Raw genomic sequence first — 15,279 nt, 5'->3', positions numbered from 1 at the left:
TAAGGGAAAGGGCCACGGGCCACGGGCCACGGGCCACGGGCCACGGGCCGCGGACCGCGGGCCGCGGACCGCGCGGCGGGCCGTGGCCGGTCGGCGGTCAGGCGCCTCGGCCGGCCTCGTAGGGGCGGCCGCGCAGACCACCCGAACGCCGGTACGACACCGACCCTCCGTTGACGGCGGCCGGCAGGTCCCCGGGGCGGTCGAGGCCCATGGCGGCTCGGCGTACCCCCTCGCGCTGGGCGGCCAGGCGGCGCTGCGCCTCCCGGCGGGCTGCCGCCCGGCGGGCCTGTTCACGGCGCACCTCGGCCTGCCGCGCGGCCAGCCACGCCGCCTCCCGAGCCCGGGCGCGGCGGCGACGACGCCCGGCGAGGGCCTGGCCGCGCAGGTGGACGACGTAGGCGGCCAGCAGCAGGAAGGTGACCCCGAACCCGACCCAGAAGCCGGGGCTGACGAAGAGCACACCGATCAGCTCGACGACGTTGAGCAGCAGCAGGGCGGCGAGGACTCGGCGGCGGCGGTACACGGCCGGGGTGTGGTGCCGGCGCGGCGGCCGGCGGCGGGGCCGCTTCGGGGTGGCTGGCACGGCGCGTAGCCGGCCGGAGCGGCGGGCGGCCGGCGGCGCGGAGACCGGCGCCGTCGACGTTCCGGTAGCCGCGTCTTCACTGAGGGTGACGATGAGCGAGCGCGGCGGGTGAACGGGCCGCCGTCCCGGCACAGTGCGGCGCCGCCGGCGGCGCTGGAGCACCCGCGCCGTCGACTGCGCCCGCTCCGCCACCAGCCGCTCGGTGGCGTCGTACCGGCGAACCAACGCCGGGGCCAGGGCGAGCAGGCCGGCGGCGGCGAGGACGGCGAGGAGCACCGAGGTCGGCACCCTCACCCCTCCCGTCACCGAATTCGGAGCAACCGCCACCGGACCGCAGGATCTTCCACCGATCGCGCTCGGGTGCGTGGATCGTCCGGACGGGCAGCGCTTGCCGTAGCTTGCAGTTACTTGAGGTTACGGCGCGCCGACCGTCATGCCGCCGCGCCGCGCCGATCCCGTCCGTGGGACGGCTCACCGTGCGGCGGCGCGTACCCGATGCCAGCGGGCCAGCAGGCCACCCTCGACGGCGATCTCCTCACTGGTCATCGCGTATCCGATGTGGTCCCGCCAGGCGCCGTCGATGTGCATGTAGCGCACGTGGTACGACTCCTCGCGGAAGCCGAGCTTCTCCACCACCCGCCGCGACGGTCGGTTCTCCGGCCGGATGTTGACCTCCACCCGGTGCAGGCCGCCCGGCCCGAACGCGTGGTCGACGGCGAGCGCGAGCGCGGTCGGGATCACGCCCTGGCCGGCGACTCGGGCGTCGACCCAGTATCCGACGTAGCCGGAGCAGAACGCCCGCCGCACGATGCTGCCCACGTTGAGGTGCCCGACCAGCCGATCCCGGTCGGCCTCACGCAGGCAGACCGCGAACGGCATCCCCTCGCCCTCCCGCGCCGACCGTCGCTGGTCGCGGTGCACCCAGCGGAACGCGACCGGCGAGTTCAGCTCGTCCCAACTGCCCGACAGCGACGACTCCCAGGGTGCCAGCCAGGCCCGATTGGCCCGGCGTACCTCCGACCAGGCCGCGGCGTCCGAGCGCCGGTACGGCCGCAGCAGCACCGGACCGTCGACCAGCACCGCCGGCCAGCCGGGCGCCCGCGGCGGTCCGAAGAGACTCACCCGCACAGTCTCCCGCGCGGGACCGTGTCCCGTGCAAGTGGACCCGCGATGTGCCGGCGAGCGGGGTGACCCGTCACCGGCGACGGTCCAGCAGCAGGACGTCCACGGTGGAACCGGCGGCGGCGGTGGTGACCCGCTCACCGAGCACCAGCAGACCGTTCGCCTCGGCGAGCCCGGAGAGGGTGAACGGCCCACCGCGCAGCGGCTGCACCGTGTAGCCGCCGCCCCGCCGTTCGGCGACGTGCGCGGGCCGGAACTCGCGCAGCCCGCCCGGGGACGACACGGTCTCCAGCAGGTGCGCCCGGACACTGGGCCGGAACACCGGCTCGGCGCCGGCGAGCAGTTGGATGGCGGGGCGGGCCAGCACCTCGAAGCCGATCAGCGCGGCGCCGGGGTCGCCGGGCAGGCAGACCACCGGCACCTCCTCGGCGCCCACCGTGCCGAACCCGAGCGCGGTGCCGGGGTAGAGCGCCACGTCGGTGAAGGTGACCGGCCCGGCGCGGCCCCCCTCGCGGCGGGACAGGATCCGCCGCACCATGTCGCCGGGCCCGGTGCCGGTGCCGCCGGTGGTGATGATCAGGTCGGCGCGCAGGGTCTGGTCCTCCAGCAGCCCGCGCAGCCCTTCCGGGTCGTCGTCGCAGATACCCACCCGGTACGCCAGTGCGCCCACCTCGGCCGCGGCGGCGGTCAGCGCGTGCGAGTTCGCGTCGACCACCTGCCCGGGTTGGCTGCCCCGGCCCACGTCGACCAGCTCGTCACCGGTGGCCACGATGACCACCCGAGGGCTGGGACGGACCACCACGTGCCCGATGCCGGTGGCCGCGAAGACGGCGACCAGCGCCGGGGAGACGTACGTGCCGGCGCGGGCGAGCAGGGTGCCGGCGGGCAGTTCCTCACCGGCGCGGCGTACGCCGTACCCCCGCTTGGGGGTGCGGAAGATCTCCACGGCGGCCATGCCCTGGTCGGTCCACTCCACCGGGACCACCACGTCGGCGGCGACCGGCAGTGGCGCGCCGGCGGCCACCGAGAAGCACGAACCCGGGGTGAGCCGGACCGGTCGCCAGCTCGCCGCGCCGAGGTCGCCGACCACGTTGAGCCGGATGGTCCGGCCGCCGGGAGTGCCGGAGGGGGCCGGGACGTAGCTCGGGCCCCGGCCCCCTCCGGAGATGTCCTCCCAGCGGGCCGCGTACCCGTCCACGGCCGCCTGGTCGAAGGCCGGGAACGCGTGCGGCGCGACGACGTCCTCGGCGAGGACGTTGCCGTGCGCCTGGGTGAGGTCGAGGTCGAGTGGCGGCAGCGCTCGTAACCTGCGCAGCACACTGCCCAGGTAGTCGGCGAGCGGCGTCAACTCGTTCGCGGCCGCCTCGGCGTCGGCCGTCGCGGTCATGTACCAGATCCGCCTGCCGCGTTGGCGTTGACGAACTCGGCCAGCCAGGAACGGAACTCGGCGCCGAGGTCGTCCCGGTCGGCGGCGATCTGCACCACCGTCTGCAGGTAGCCCAGCGGCATGCCGGTGTCGTAGCGGGTGCCCCGGTAGACGATCGCGTGCACCGGTGTGCCCTCGGTGCGCAGCAGCTCCATGGCGTCGGTCAGCTGGATCTCGCCGCCGCTGCCCGGCTTGGTCCGCCGGATCGCGTCGAAGATCTTGCCGGGCAGCACGTACCGGCCGAGCACCGCGAGGTTGCTCGGCGCGTCCTCCGGCCGCGGCTTCTCCACCATCCCGGTCACCTTGACGACCTCGCCGATGTCGGTCAGCTCCGACTCGGCGGGTTCGACGGAGGCGATGCCGTACCGCTTGGTGTCGGCCGGGTCGACCTCGAAGAAGGCGAGCACCACACCGCCGGTGCGGGCCTGCAACTCCAGCATCGCCGGCAGCAGCGGCTCGGACGGCTTGACGAACTCGTCGCCGAGCAGCACCGCGAAGGGCTGGTCACCGACGTGCGACTCGGCGTACCCGACGGCGTGGCCGAGCCCGAGCTGCTCGGGCTGCCGCACCGTGTAGATCTCGGCCAGCTCGCTGGGCCGGCGCACGGCGGCCAGCCGCTCGGTGTCGCCCTTCTCCTCCAGCCTGGTCTCCAGGTCTGGGCGCCGGTCGAAGTGGTCCACCATCGACGTCTTACCCCGACCGGTGATCAGCAACACGTCACCGATGCCGGCCTGGGTGGCCTCCTCGACGATGTACTGCAGGACCGGCCGATCCACCACCGGCAACAGCTCCTTGGGCACCGCCTTGGTGGCCGGCAGGAACCGGGTGGCCAGTCCGGCGGCCGGGATGACGGCCTTGACCGCCACGGGACGGCCAGTTGCGGCGACCGTCGATGAGGGGTTCGCTGAGTGCTCCGACATGCCGCGAGACTATCGGCCACGGCTCTGCCGCGGCGGGTGTGGCCCAGAAGACGCGCCGCCGCCCGGTCCCGGCCGTGCGGCGTCCGGACCGGCCCGGGCACCGTCCGGGACACCGGCCGCCGGGTCGTCGGCCGGCTCCGGCCGGGCATGTGCCGGCCCCGCCGGCGACGATTCGGGTACGCCCGCGGCCGGCTCCGACCGGGCGGGCCAGCCCGGCTCCCGGTGGGCCGGCACGGGCCGGCCGGCGCGCGGCAGTCCATCCGGTGGGCTGACCGCGCCCGCCAGCACCGGCAGCTCCCGGGTCGGCACGTCCGGGCGTACCTCGGCGACCCGGTAGGTGTCCCGGCCGGCCGCCTTCGCGCCGTAGAGGGCGTCGTCGGCGGCCTCCAGCACCTCCCGTCCGGTGCTGCCGTGGTCCGGGTAGACGGCGATGCCCACCGACACCGTCACCAGGACCGGCCCGGCGTACGCCTCGACCGCGATCGGTGTGTCCCGCACGGCCGCGCCCAACCGCTCCGCGACGATCGCCGCGCCCCGGGCGTCGGTCTCCGGCAACAGCAGGACGAACTCCTCCCCGCCCTGCCGGAAGGCCAGGTCGACCTCGCGGATCTCGCCGCGCACCCGCCGGGCGAACTCGGCCAGCACGGTGTCCCCCGCCGCGTGCCCGTACGTGTCGTTGACGTCCTTGAACCGGTCCAGGTCCAACGCGAGGACGCTGAGCATCCGGCCGAACCGGCTGGCCCGTTCCACCTCCCGCCGGATCGACTCGCGCAGGTAGCGGTAGTTCCACAGCCCGGTGAGCGGGTCGGTGAGGGACAGCCGCTGGGCCTCCTCGTGCACCCGCACGTTCTCCACCGCCACCGCCGCGTGCCCGGCGAAGGTGCGCAGCGTGACCAGGTCGTCGTCGTCGAACTCGGCCGCGCCCACCCGGTCGTAGAGGGCCAGCACACCGAGCGCCACCGCCGGCGTACCCGTGTCGTCGGCGGACCCGGGGGTGGCGGCCGGCACGGCGGACCCACCGGGGGTGGCGAACGGCACGGCGACGTAGGTGCGGCAGCGGGGCTCACCGGCGAGGACCTCGGTCGGCTCCACCCGGCCCCGCTGCGGCTCACCGGTGGCGGCCACCGCGCCGACCACGCCGACGCCCACCGGCACCCGCAGCGTCTGCGACCCGTCCGCGTCCCCCTCCGGCCAGCGGCCGTCCAGCCCTTCGGTGCACTGGGCGGCGAGCATCCCGCCGGTCTCGACCAGCAGCACCGCGCCGGCCCGGGCGCCGGTGGCCGCGATGGCGCTGTGCAGGATCACCCGCAGGATGCGTTGCAGGTCGTGCGTGCTGGCCAGGGTGTCGCCGAGCACCGCGAGATGGCCACGTAACTGGTCGCGGCTGCTGGTCAGCGCCGCGACGTACGAGCCGGTCTCGCGGGTCATCCGGTTGAACGCCTCGGCCAGCCGGCCCAGCTCGTCGTGGCTGCGCACCGGCACCCGGGCGGTCAGGTCGCCGTACGCCACCCGGTCGACGGCGCTGGCCAGCTCCGCCAGCGGTCGGGTGGTCACCCGGGCCAGCCGCCACGCGGTCAGCACGGCGAGCAGGCCGGCCAGCACGACCGCGCCGATCAACGTGACGTGCAGCCCGGGTGGCCGTTCACTCGGCACGGACAGCACCAGCGGCAGCGGCTGCCCGGTGGACGGCCCGATCCTGCGCACGTACCGGCCCTCGGTGGTCTCGGTGACCCGCTCGCTGTCGACGGCGCTGGCGGCGGCGAGCACCGCGTCGCGGACGTCCCGGGATTCGGTGGTGTGGGTGACCCGGTCGCTGCTCGCGCCGCCGAGCAGGGTGACCGCCACCCCGGTGACCGCGGCCAGCCGGGCCACGAACGCCGGATCGACGAGTTGCGCGGCGGCGACCGTGCCGCGCAGGGCACCGGCGCGGTCGCGCAAGTCGACCCGGGCGGCCAGCGCCCGGACCGGCCCGGGCTGCGTCTCGACCGGGCCGGAACAGTCCCGCCAGGGCATCGACGGCGCGCCGGGCGAGGCGTACGTGACCTGGCCGGTCACGTCGGTGATCTGCACGGCGGCGGCCAGCCCCCGACCCACCAGTTGGGTGGCGGCGGCGGGCGGATCGCCGGTGAGGGCCACCGCGTCGGCGGTGGCGCGCAGTTGCTGGCAGAGCGCGTCGACCGAGGTCCGCACGGTGGACGCCGCCACGGCGAGGCGCTCGGTGGAACGGCTGCGGTCGACGGCGGTGACGGTCGAGGCGACGAAGATCGCGCCGAGCAGCACCGGGCCGAGCACCACCACGAGGAAGGCTGCCGTCAACCGCCCGCGTAGCGTCACTCGGTCCCCCCGGAAGTTCCGCCTCCGTTGCTTGCGATGCTGACACAGAGCAACCGTGGGAGAGGCGTTGCGTCAGGAGTGTTGCGTGCCGGATTTTTCTTATGAAGCGGAAGTGACCCGGGTGGCGAAGCGGGACGCGCGGGCCGAACTGCTCGCCCGCCGCCGAAAGCTGTCGACACCGGCCCGGGCGGCAGCCGCCGGACGCGTCCAGGCCGAGCTGGTCGCCCTGGTCCGCCGGCTCCGTCCCCGCCGGGTGACGGCGTACGTCCCGGTCGGCTCCGAGCCGGGCGGCCCCGACCTGCCGGCGGTGCTGCGGGCGGCGCTGCCGGCCGACGCCGAGTTGCTGCTGCCGGTGCTCCTCGCCGACCTGGATCTGGACTGGGCCGCCTACACCGGGCCGGAGGGTCTACTCGCCGCCGGTCGGGGTATCCGGGAGCCGGACGGGCCCCGGCTCGGGGTGGCCGCGGTGGCCGACGCCGACCTGGTGCTCGTACCGGCGCTCGCCGTCGACCGGCACGGCCGACGGCTCGGCCGCGGCGGCGGCTCCTACGACCGGGCGCTGGCCCGGGTGCCGGTGGCGACGCTGACCGTGTGCCCGCTGCATGACGGGGAGCTGGTCGAGGCGCTGCCCGTGGAGCCGCACGACCGACCGGTCCGCGCGGTGGTCACCCCCGCCGACGGGGTGCGTACGCTTGACGGCGGCCCGGGTACGGCGCGTGGTGTCGCGCCCCACACGTCCGCTGGACGAACCCGGGCCGAATGACGCACCATTGGCACTCGAATACGTCGAGTGCCAACTGGCCGAGCCCAGATCCGGAGGAGAACGTGCCCACGTACCAGTACGCCTGCACCGCGTGCGGTCACCAGCTCGAGGCGGTGCAGTCCTTCTCTGACGAGCCGTTGACCGAGTGCCCGGCGTGTCAGGGGCGGCTGCGCAAGGTCTTCAACTCGGTCGGCATCGTCTTCAAGGGCTCCGGCTTCTACCGCACCGACTCCCGCGCCTCCGGGTCCGAGACCGCGGCCGGCGGCACGGCCAGCAAGCCGACCAAGTCCGAGTCGTCCTCGTCGTCCTCGGGTGGGGACTCTGGGTCGTCGTCCGGGTCGTCCTCGTCGTCGGGGTCCTCGTCGTCGTCGGGGTCCTCGTCGTCGGGGTCGTCCTCGTCGTCCGGCGGGTCGGGTGGCGGCAAGGCCCCGGCGGCCAGTTCCGCGTCCTGACCGCGAGCCCGCAGCCTGACCGCGAGCGACCACACTTTGATCCACTCGGGATCCTGGAAATCGGCCTGTCCGCGTTCGTATGACACCCCGTTTTCCCCGAACCCGAGTGGATCGAGGCGCGCGACCCTTCCGCGTACATAGCAGCTCCGGCCGGCCGGTGGGCGTTGTCCACAGGCCCGCCGGTTGTCCACAGGCACGGTCTTACGGCCTGATGTCTGGCTCCCCACCGGCCTAACCTGCCGCCCAGGGATGTCGCTGTGGCATCCGGGACGGGAGACGGCTGATGGTGACGGGCGATCCAGACTCCGTACGGGCCCTGCGTCCACTGCGTCGGCTCGTCCTCCCCGGCGGGCGCACTCTGCTCCGGGCCGGGCTGGTCGCCGCACTGCTCGGCCTGGCCGCTGCGGTGCTGCACACCCCGACCGGCTGCCCGCCCACCAGCGGCACCGCAGACCAAACCCCCACCGCCAGAACCGGCTCAGGGCCAGGGTCTGGCTCGGGGCCAGGGTCTGGCTCGGGGCCAGGGACTGGCTCGGAGCCAGGGACTGGCTCGGAGCCAGGGACTGGCTCGGAGCCGAGGGCGGGCTCCGGGCCAGAGTCGGGCTCAGGGCCGGGGGCAGGCTCCGGCTCGGGGAGAGGGCCAGCCGGCGCGGCCGACGGGTCAAGATCCACCGGCACGAACCTCGGCGCCGACGCGGCACGCGGCACCTCCGGACCGCTGCCGCTACCCAGCGGCGCGGTCGGGGTGCCGGTTCGGCTGGCCGAGCCGGCCGCGCTGGCAGTGGTCCGCCCCGGCGCCCACGTCGACCTCCTGGCCGCGCCGCCGGGCGGAGCAGGCAGCTCCGAGGCGACCCTGCTGGCCCCCGCCGCGCTCGTCTTGGACGTGTTGGGCGCCGGCACAACCGACGGGTCCGCCGCGCTGTATCTCGCGCTTCGCCCAGACCAGGCACAACGCGCGGTCGGCCTGCCCGAGGGCAGCCGCTTCGCCATCGTCATCCGTGGCTGACCAGGCCGACCATGATCGACATCGTTTCGCCCATGTGGGTGGCCCACCGACCCAGACAACCCGCCCGGCCGCGCCGGGGTCAGTCCCAGTGCGGAGGGCGTTGGGAAAGCAGCCAGTCGTCGTTGCCGTCGGCCCGCTCGCCCCAGCCGTGATCGGTGTCGTCGGACGTCTGCTCGGGCAGCACCACGAAGTCGTCGCTCAGGTCGACGGTGCGGTCGTCGTCGCCGCGCGTGCCCTGCGCGCCGGGGTCCTCGGTGCTCACGAACGGCAAGACTAGCCCAGCCGACGGTGGCCGCGCCGGCCAGAAGCGACCGGGCTGTCGGCCTGCTTGGTAGCGTCGGACGGCGTGACGACGACCCCCAGCGGTGGCAGCACCCCGGACGACTACTGGCGGCGACCCGGGACCGGTGCCGGTGACACGGCGGACCAACCCCCCGCCGGGCCGGCGCCCACGCCGACGGGTGGGTATGCGGGCCCTCCGCCGAGCACGCCGCCTCCGGCGGGCTGGCATCCGCCCGTACACCTGGAGCCGACGCCGCCCCGACGGCTGCCGGCGCAGGACATGGCCGGCCTGGACGCGGCCGAGCAGCGTTCGCAACGGGTCACCTACGGTTTCGGCGCGGCGGCCGGGGTGGTCCTGGTGGTGCTGGTCTGCCTGCTGTGCTCGCGGATCATCTTCTGACCGCGTGGGTCAGAGGGTGGTGCCCCAGACCGCCTCGGCACCGGAGTGGCCGGTCAGATAGACGTAGACCAGGGCGGCGATGGAGAGGGCGACGACGACCACCGCCAGCACCGGGGTCACCAGCGCCGGCAGCCGTGGCACCCGAGGATGCCCGCTGGTCGCCACCAGCAGCAGGATGGCCGCGATGCCGAGCGGCACCACGATCCGGAACAGGATGTCGCCGTAGCGGGAGTGTTCGAAGATCTGGTCGAGGATCGGGCCTTGGAAACCTCGGGCGACCAGCGCGTCGGTGAACGCCTCGCCCGACTCGACGGCCACGAAGGTGGTCACCGGGGCGGCCACGGCGAAGAGGCCCAGCGCCCAGTCCAGCCGGTGCCGCCACCGCGGCAGACCCACGTACGCGATGGCCAGCACCGCCAGCAGCGGCACGAACACGACCACGGCGTGGATCACCAACGCATGGACCGGTAGACCCAGGATCTCCTCGAACATCGCGCCCTCCAGGTGGATCACGGTCACAGGATCGCCAGCTTACGGCCGGCCGGTCGCCCCGAGCTCTCGACCGGACACACGCGCGATGCCACGCTCGGGTTCACCGATCGATGCCCGCCTCCGGTTGTGTCCGTGGCCACCCTGGTCACACGTCGGTTGTCGATGGTGGTCGCGCGTGCTGTCATTGGCGCATGTCCGGTGCCGAGGAGCTGCTGCGATCGAGAGGGCTGCGCGTCACCCGACCGCGTCTCGCGGTGCTCGACGTGCTGGCCGGTGGTGGTCACCTGGAGGTCGACGAGATCACCCGGCGGGTCCGGGAACGCCTCGACTCGGTCTCCACCCAGGCGGTGTACGACGTGCTGGGCGCGCTGTCCCGGGCCGGACTGTCCCGCCGCATCGAGCCCGCCGGCAGTCCCGCCCGCTACGAGGCGCGTGTCGGCGACAACCATCACCACGTGGTCTGCCGGGGCTGCGGCGAGATCGCTGACATCGACTGCGCGGTCGGCGGCGCCCCCTGCCTGGAGCCGAACGTCTCCCACGGGTTCGAGGTGGACGAGGCGGAAGTGACGTTCTGGGGTCTGTGCCCGGGCTGTCAGTCCCGCCGGTCCGCCGACCACTGACGAGAAGCCGCCACTGACGAGAACGGGCGACCGGCGCGGTCGGCACGGGCGTGGCACTCTTGGGCGGTGGACTCCGATGACCTCGGCCTCTTCGGTCCGGGTTCGGTCACGTGGAAGGTGCACGAGGAGCCGATCCTGATCGTCGCCGGCCTGCGCTCGCTCTACCTTCAGGCGTTGCACCCGCGGGCGATGGCCGGGGTCGCGCAGAACAGCAACTACCGTACCGACGCCTGGGGCCGTCTGGTCCGCACCGCCACCTACGTGGCGACCACCGTCTACGGAACCACCGCCGAGGCGGAGGCGGCCGGCGCCCGGCTGCGCCGGTTGCACGCCCGCCTGCGGGCCACCGACCCGTTCACCGGTACGGAGTTCCGGGTCGACGATCCGGACCTGCTGCGCTGGGTGCATGTCACGGAGGTCGAATCGTTCCTCAGCACGGCCCGACGCGCCGGGCTGCCGCTGACCGACGACGAGGTGGACGGCTACTACACCGAGCAGCGCCGCTCCGCCGAGCTGGTCGGTCTGGACCCGGCCACCGTCCCCGGCACCGCCGCCGAGGTGGCGGCGTACTACGAGGACGTACGGCCGCAGTTGCGGATGACCCGGGAGGCGGCCGAGACGGCGGTCTTCCTCACCGCTCCCCCACTGCCGTGGAAGCTCAGCCTGCCGGCCCGTCTGGGGCTCACCCTCGGCCCGCCGCGTTGGGCGTACCTGGGGATCGCCGGCACCGCGTTGGCGCTGCTGCCGGCATGGGCGCGCCGGATGTACGGCGGGCTCGGGCTGCCCACGACCGCCCTGTCGGCGGATCTGACGGTGCGCGCCCTGCGGCTCGCGTTCGCCGCGGTGCCCCGCCGCTACCTCGAGGGGCCGTTGACGCAGGCCGCCAAGCAGCGGGCCGAACGGCACGCCGCCGCTTCGCCGGCCCGCTGAGCCGAGCCGGGTGGTGTCGGGTCAGGCGTCGGCGGCGCGGTCCACGGCGGCCCACGGCTCCTTGCCGGGAGCCTGCGCGCCGGTCGGGCAGTGGCGCCGGAAGTCGCACCAGCCGCAGCGTGGGCCGGGCGCGACGGGGAACGCCTCGTCCGCGTCGCCGCCCTCGGCGACCGCGCGTTCGGCGGCCATGATGTCGCGGGCGGTCTCCTCGGCACGGGTCAACTGGCGGGCCAGCGACTCGACGGTGTGGTCGTGGCCGGCGACCGTGCCGGTGGGCAGGTGGTGCAGCTCCACCCGGCGACACGGCCGGCGGAACACCCGCTCGGCCGCGTACGCGTAGAGCGCCAACGCCTGCGAGCCCCGGGCGTCGTCCGTGTCCAGCCCGGTGCGGCCGGTCTTGTAGTCGACGATGACCAGCTCCGGGCCGGCCGGGCCGGGGCGGGAGTCGATGCGGTCGGCCCGGCCGTTGAAGGCGAGCACCGCGGTCTTGACGGCCACCACCCGCTCCACCCCCAGCGGGTCGGTCTCCGGCTCCAGCGTCTCGACGTACGCCTCCAGCCAGCCCAATGCCCGCCGGAACGCGGCGCGTTCCTGCTCGTCGTCGCGGTAGCCCTCGCGCACCCAGGTGCCCTTGAGCAGGGTGGCGAGCACCTCGAGCCGGCGTCGCTCGGCGGGCAGCGCGTACCAGTTCTTCAGGGCGGTGTGCACGCTGGCGCCGAGGGAGTTGTGCGCCCACGGCGGGCCCTTCGGGGGGCTCGGCCGGTCGACGTAGGAGTAGCGGTAGCGGCGCGGGCAGTCCGTGTACGTGCCGAGCTTGCTCGGGGTGCAGACGAACAGCCGCTCCGGCATGCCCTCGAAACCGAGCTGCTCGGCGCCACCGGCGCGTTGGTGAGGGGGCCGGCCGCCGCCGGCGGCGGGTCGTCCGGCTGAGGAGGCTCGTCGCACGCCTGCGATCCTGCCATCCACCCCCGACATCGCGGGTGCTCCGGGTCAGGCCATGTTGACGTACTGCGTGACGAAGGCGGCCACCGCGTCCGCGATGAGCTGTACGGCGATGGCGGCCAGCAGCAGGCCGGCGATCCGGGTCAGCACCTCGATGCCACCGGGGCGCAGGATCTTCACGATTCCGCCGGAGAAGCGGAGGACGATCCACACGGCGACCATCACGGCGAGGATCGCGAGGGCGATGGCGGTGAACTCGCCAAGCCCGTCGGCCTGCTGGACGAAGAGCATGGTGGCCACGATGGCGCCCGGTCCGGCCAGCAGCGGAGTGCCCAGCGGCACCAGCGCGATGTTGGAGGTGACCTGCTGGCTCGGGTCGTCGGCCTTGCCGGTCAGCAGTTCCAGGGCGACGAGCACGAGCAGCAGCCCGCCGGCGGCCTGTAGGGCCGGCAGGTCCACGTGCAGGTAGTCGAGCAGGGTCTGCCCCGCGACCGCGAAGATCACGATGACGCCGAGCGCCAGCGCGACCGCCTGCCAGGCCGCGCGGTTGCGGTCCCGGGCGGGCAGCGGGCCGGTCAGCGCCAGGAAGATCGGCATCATGCCCGGCGGGTCGGTGATCACCAGCAGGGTCACGAAAACCTCGCCGAACAGCTTCAGATCCACGTGATCAACCTAGCCGCGCCGTGGTGGGCGAAATACCCGGATCAGCCCGAAGCGACCTCGGTCACCCCGGCGGCCACGATCCGCTCGTACGCCTCGACGCCGGTGCTGAAGGCACCGAGCTGGACGGTCTTGTGGGTGCCGTGGAAGTCCGAGGAGCCGGTGACCACCAGGCCCAGCTCAGCGGCGAGGCCACGGACGTGCGCCTGCTCGGCCGGGCTGTGGTCCTCGTGGTCGGCCTCCAGCCCGGCCAGCCCCGCCGCGGCCAGCTCGACGATCAGCTCGTCGGGGACCACCCGGCCGCGCCGGGTGGCCCGGGGGTGGGCGAAGACCGGCACCCCACCGGCCGCCCGGACCAGCCGGACCGCGTGGAACACGTCGATGTCCTCCTTGGGCAGCCGGTACCGCTCGCCCAACCAGTCGGGGCCGAACGCCTCCCGGGTGCTGCCGACCAGCCCGGCCCGGATCAGCGCCTGCGCGATGTGCGGGCGGCCCACGGTGCCACCGCCCGCGCCGGCCAGGATGTCCAACCAGCTCACGTCGACGCCGTCGGCTCGCAGCAGCGCGACGATGCGTTCACCGCGCTCCTCGCGGGCCGCGCGCACCCGGGCCAGCTCGGCGACCAGCTCCGGGTGGTCCGGATCGAAGAGGTACGCCAGCAGGTGCAGTGGCACCGCCGGCTCGGTGCCGGACCAGCGGCAGGACAGTTCCGCGCCGCGGATCAGGCGCAACCCGGGCGGCAGCGCCCGCACGGCCGGCTCCCAGCCGGCGGTGGTGTCGTGGTCGGTGATCGCCAGCACGTCCAGCCCGGCGTCTGAGGCGGCGCGCACCAGCTCGGCCGGGGTCAGCGTGCCGTCGCTGGCCGTCGAGTGGGTGTGCAGGTCGATCCGCGGGCTGGGGCCGAGATGCGAGGTCACGTCACGACGCTACCGAGCGCCCGGTGGTCCGGGCCGCCGGAGGGCGACCCACGGCGGCGCCGGCGACCACACCGACGGGCCAGCACCTCGGCCGGCACAGGTCAGGAGCCGGTCACCAGGACGGGACGGTCGCCCGGTTGGACACCGTTGACGGGAGCCGGCGTGGCCGGCGTCCCGGCCCGTACCCGATCGACGTCGACCCGGACCAGTTGACCGGTGCCGTCGAGGTAGGAGGCCTGGGAGGTGGTCGTCCAGGCGACCGTGCCGGTCATCGGCGGGCCGGCCGGCACGGCGGCCGTGTCCGGCCCGAGCTGGCTCAGGTCGACCAGCAGGGACCGGCTGACCTTGCCGACCGATCCGTTCACCAGGAGCCACCGGCCGTCGGTCGAGACCCCGCCGACGCCGTCCCGGCTCAGCTGGAGGCCGCAGCCGGTGCGGTCCGGTTTCAGGGCGGGCGTCGGGCCGAGCACGGCCAGGCAGGTGCGGCGGGGATCGTCCGTGGCGACCTGACCGATCAGCCGGCCGTCGGGCAGCGTGCCGTAGACGTTGATGGTGCTGCGGTCGCCCCGCGCCACCAGTTGCCCGGCACCGGGCCGCCACAGGGCGTGGCCCGGGGCGGCCGGGTCGAGCCGGACCAGCACGCTGTCGCCGACGAACCGGACCGGTTCCGCCCCGGCCGGCACCGGCGTACGCGCCGACCCGATCAGCTGGGTGCCGATCACTCCCGCCACCAACAGGTCGGTGCCGTCGCGCCAGGCGACCTGACGACCGTCGGGTGCCAGGACGATCTGGCCCGCGCCGGCCAGCAGCACCTGCACCAGGCCGTCGCTCTGCGCGACCCAGAGGGAGCGGCCGGCAGTGGTCGCGGCACCCACCACCAGCAGTCCTCCGCCGCCGGGTAGCGGTCGGGCGCGTTCGGCCGGCCCGACGCCGGGCAGCTCCAGCCGCTTCCCGTCGGCGCTGATCAACGTCCCGCCAACGAGCAGGTCGGCCGGCGCTCCGGGCGAGGGCGGCGGGGCGGGCACGGTGGCGGTGGGGATCGCCCGCACCGAGGGGTCCGGGTCGCCGATCACGACGATCGATGAGCCCTGCCGGTCGGGGTCCTGGGCGAGCTGCGCCATGCCGGTGCTGACCACGACGGTGGTGATCGCCGCGAGAGACAGGCCGACCACGGTACGTCGGCGCCGGATCCGGTTGCCGCGGCGGATGGCCTGACCGGCCGGGTCGGCGGTCAGCGGACGGGCAACGCCGACCTGGCGCGAGAGAGTTTCCCGCACCGCACCTTCGAACTCGTCAGGCCGCACGTCGTATGGACGCGGCGGGCGGCCCGTCAGGTTGTCGGACCGGCCCGGGTACCCGCTCACTGCTGCTCTCCGGGGCCGGTACCGACGGGCACGGCCGCCGGAGCGGTGGGCAGCTCGATCGGCGGA

At 74.5% G+C, this 15,279-nt stretch carries 17 protein-coding genes and 1 pseudogene; 6 read left to right on the top strand and 12 right to left on the bottom strand.

All coding sequences use genetic code 11. The annotated features are described in order from the left end of the window. Positions 1 to 97: 97 nt before the first annotated feature. From F8271_RS23715 to F8271_RS23695, 5 genes are all read right to left on the bottom strand, one after another. Positions 98 to 877, bottom strand: coding sequence for a hypothetical protein (locus tag F8271_RS23715; protein WP_192580427.1), 780 nt, complete (start codon positions 875 to 877; stop codon positions 98 to 100). Positions 878 to 1,054: 177 nt separating this feature from the next. Further along, a complete protein-coding gene (locus tag F8271_RS23710; protein WP_151492030.1) occupies positions 1,055 to 1,705 on the bottom strand; it encodes a GNAT family N-acetyltransferase in 651 nt (216 codons plus the stop codon). 73 nt (positions 1,706 to 1,778) lie between these two features. Continuing rightward, a complete protein-coding gene (gene glp, locus F8271_RS23705) occupies positions 1,779 to 3,092 on the bottom strand; it encodes a gephyrin-like molybdotransferase Glp (RefSeq protein WP_139582488.1) in 1,314 nt (437 codons plus the stop codon). Continuing rightward, the gene (locus tag F8271_RS23700) at positions 3,089 to 4,051 is read right to left on the bottom strand and encodes a UTP--glucose-1-phosphate uridylyltransferase (RefSeq protein WP_151492029.1); all 963 of its coding nucleotides are present in this window, start codon (positions 4,049 to 4,051) and stop codon (positions 3,089 to 3,091) included. Before F8271_RS23700 ends, glp begins: the two co-directional genes overlap by 4 nt. Before the next feature lie 9 nt (positions 4,052 to 4,060). Beyond that, complete coding sequence (locus F8271_RS23695; RefSeq protein ID WP_192580426.1) at positions 4,061 to 6,385, bottom strand: diguanylate cyclase; 2,325 nt, start codon at positions 6,383 to 6,385, stop codon at positions 4,061 to 4,063. A gap of 85 nt (positions 6,386 to 6,470) precedes the next feature. On the opposite strand from F8271_RS23695, the gene F8271_RS23690 reads away from it, so the two are divergent. After that, positions 6,471 to 7,148: a 5-formyltetrahydrofolate cyclo-ligase gene (locus F8271_RS23690; RefSeq protein ID WP_151492028.1), complete on the top strand. Its 678-nt coding sequence runs from the start codon at positions 6,471 to 6,473 to the stop codon at positions 7,146 to 7,148. Continuing rightward, positions 7,145 to 7,303 (top strand): annotated as a pseudogene (locus tag F8271_RS33355) (FmdB family zinc ribbon protein); the annotation flags it as partial. The gene F8271_RS23690 and the pseudogene F8271_RS33355, both read left to right, overlap by 4 nt. A 62-nt stretch (positions 7,304 to 7,365) precedes the next feature. Here F8271_RS33355 and F8271_RS33350 read toward each other — a convergent pair. After that, positions 7,366 to 7,686: a hypothetical protein gene (locus F8271_RS33350; RefSeq protein ID WP_225854716.1), complete on the bottom strand. Its 321-nt coding sequence runs from the start codon at positions 7,684 to 7,686 to the stop codon at positions 7,366 to 7,368. A 659-nt stretch (positions 7,687 to 8,345) separates the two neighbouring features. Between F8271_RS33350 and F8271_RS23675 the strand changes: the two genes are divergently transcribed. Continuing rightward, positions 8,346 to 8,606, top strand: coding sequence for a hypothetical protein (locus F8271_RS23675; RefSeq protein ID WP_225854715.1), 261 nt, complete (start codon positions 8,346 to 8,348; stop codon positions 8,604 to 8,606). A 79-nt stretch (positions 8,607 to 8,685) separates the two neighbouring features. On the opposite strand, the gene F8271_RS23670 is transcribed toward F8271_RS23675, so the two are convergent. Next, positions 8,686 to 8,868 (bottom strand): hypothetical protein, encoded by a 183-nt coding sequence (locus tag F8271_RS23670; protein ID WP_151492026.1) that lies wholly within the window; start codon positions 8,866 to 8,868, stop codon positions 8,686 to 8,688. Positions 8,869 to 8,952: 84 nt separating this feature from the next. Between F8271_RS23670 and F8271_RS23665 the strand changes: the two genes are divergently transcribed. After that, on the top strand, positions 8,953 to 9,288 hold the full coding sequence (locus tag F8271_RS23665) for a hypothetical protein (protein ID WP_225854714.1): 336 nt from the start codon (positions 8,953 to 8,955) through the stop codon (positions 9,286 to 9,288). A gap of 9 nt (positions 9,289 to 9,297) precedes the next feature. Here the strand turns inward: F8271_RS23665 and F8271_RS23660 are convergent, their stop codons facing one another. Further along, positions 9,298 to 9,780 carry a DUF2231 domain-containing protein gene (locus tag F8271_RS23660; RefSeq protein ID WP_151492033.1) on the bottom strand — a complete coding sequence of 161 codons (483 nt, stop codon included), beginning with the start codon at positions 9,778 to 9,780 and terminating at the stop codon, positions 9,298 to 9,300. Positions 9,781 to 9,971: 191 nt separating this feature from the next. Between F8271_RS23660 and F8271_RS23655 the strand changes: the two genes are divergently transcribed. After that, positions 9,972 to 10,400 (top strand): Fur family transcriptional regulator, encoded by a 429-nt coding sequence (locus tag F8271_RS23655; RefSeq protein ID WP_151492024.1) that lies wholly within the window; start codon positions 9,972 to 9,974, stop codon positions 10,398 to 10,400. A 66-nt stretch (positions 10,401 to 10,466) separates the two neighbouring features. After that, a complete protein-coding gene (locus F8271_RS23650) occupies positions 10,467 to 11,330 on the top strand; it encodes an oxygenase MpaB family protein (RefSeq protein ID WP_151492023.1) in 864 nt (287 codons plus the stop codon). 21 nt (positions 11,331 to 11,351) lie between these two features. Here F8271_RS23650 and F8271_RS23645 read toward each other — a convergent pair whose 3' ends face one another. The 4 genes from F8271_RS23645 to F8271_RS23630 form a co-directional block, all read right to left on the bottom strand. Next, positions 11,352 to 12,179 carry a PD-(D/E)XK nuclease family protein gene (locus tag F8271_RS23645; protein ID WP_151492032.1) on the bottom strand — a complete coding sequence of 276 codons (828 nt, stop codon included), beginning with the start codon at positions 12,177 to 12,179 and terminating at the stop codon, positions 11,352 to 11,354. 141 nt (positions 12,180 to 12,320) lie between these two features. Further along, entirely contained in the window at positions 12,321 to 12,935 is a 615-nt protein-coding gene (locus F8271_RS23640) for a MarC family protein (protein WP_151492022.1), read from the bottom strand. 41 nt (positions 12,936 to 12,976) lie between these two features. Then, positions 12,977 to 13,849 carry a PHP domain-containing protein gene (locus F8271_RS23635; protein ID WP_151492021.1) on the bottom strand — a complete coding sequence of 291 codons (873 nt, stop codon included), beginning with the start codon at positions 13,847 to 13,849 and terminating at the stop codon, positions 12,977 to 12,979. Between the two features lie 101 nt (positions 13,850 to 13,950). Further along, positions 13,951 to 15,126, bottom strand: a complete 1,176-nt coding sequence (locus tag F8271_RS23630) for a hypothetical protein (RefSeq protein ID WP_151492020.1) — start codon at positions 15,124 to 15,126, stop codon at positions 13,951 to 13,953. Positions 15,127 to 15,279: the final 153 nt, after the last annotated feature.

This window comes from Micromonospora sp. ALFpr18c (genome assembly GCF_008868155.1).
Taxonomy (GTDB): domain Bacteria; phylum Actinomycetota; class Actinomycetes; order Mycobacteriales; family Micromonosporaceae; genus Micromonospora.
The sequence above is the reverse complement of the archived record's forward strand: the minus strand, read 5'-3'. Positions and strand labels throughout refer to the sequence as shown.

Coding starts and splice junctions, on each gene's coding strand:
- glp (WP_139582488.1), bottom strand. CDS start 3,092: ATGACCGCGACGGCCGACGCCGAGGCGGCCGCGAACGAGTTGACGCCG.
- F8271_RS23700 (WP_151492029.1), bottom strand. CDS start 4,051: ATGTCGGAGCACTCAGCGAACCCCTCATCGACGGTCGCCGCAACTGGC.
- F8271_RS23660 (WP_151492033.1), bottom strand. CDS start 9,780: ATGTTCGAGGAGATCCTGGGTCTACCGGTCCATGCGTTGGTGATCCAC.
- F8271_RS23655 (WP_151492024.1), top strand. CDS start 9,972: ATGTCCGGTGCCGAGGAGCTGCTGCGATCGAGAGGGCTGCGCGTCACC.
- F8271_RS23645 (WP_151492032.1), bottom strand. CDS start 12,179: ATGCCGGAGCGGCTGTTCGTCTGCACCCCGAGCAAGCTCGGCACGTAC.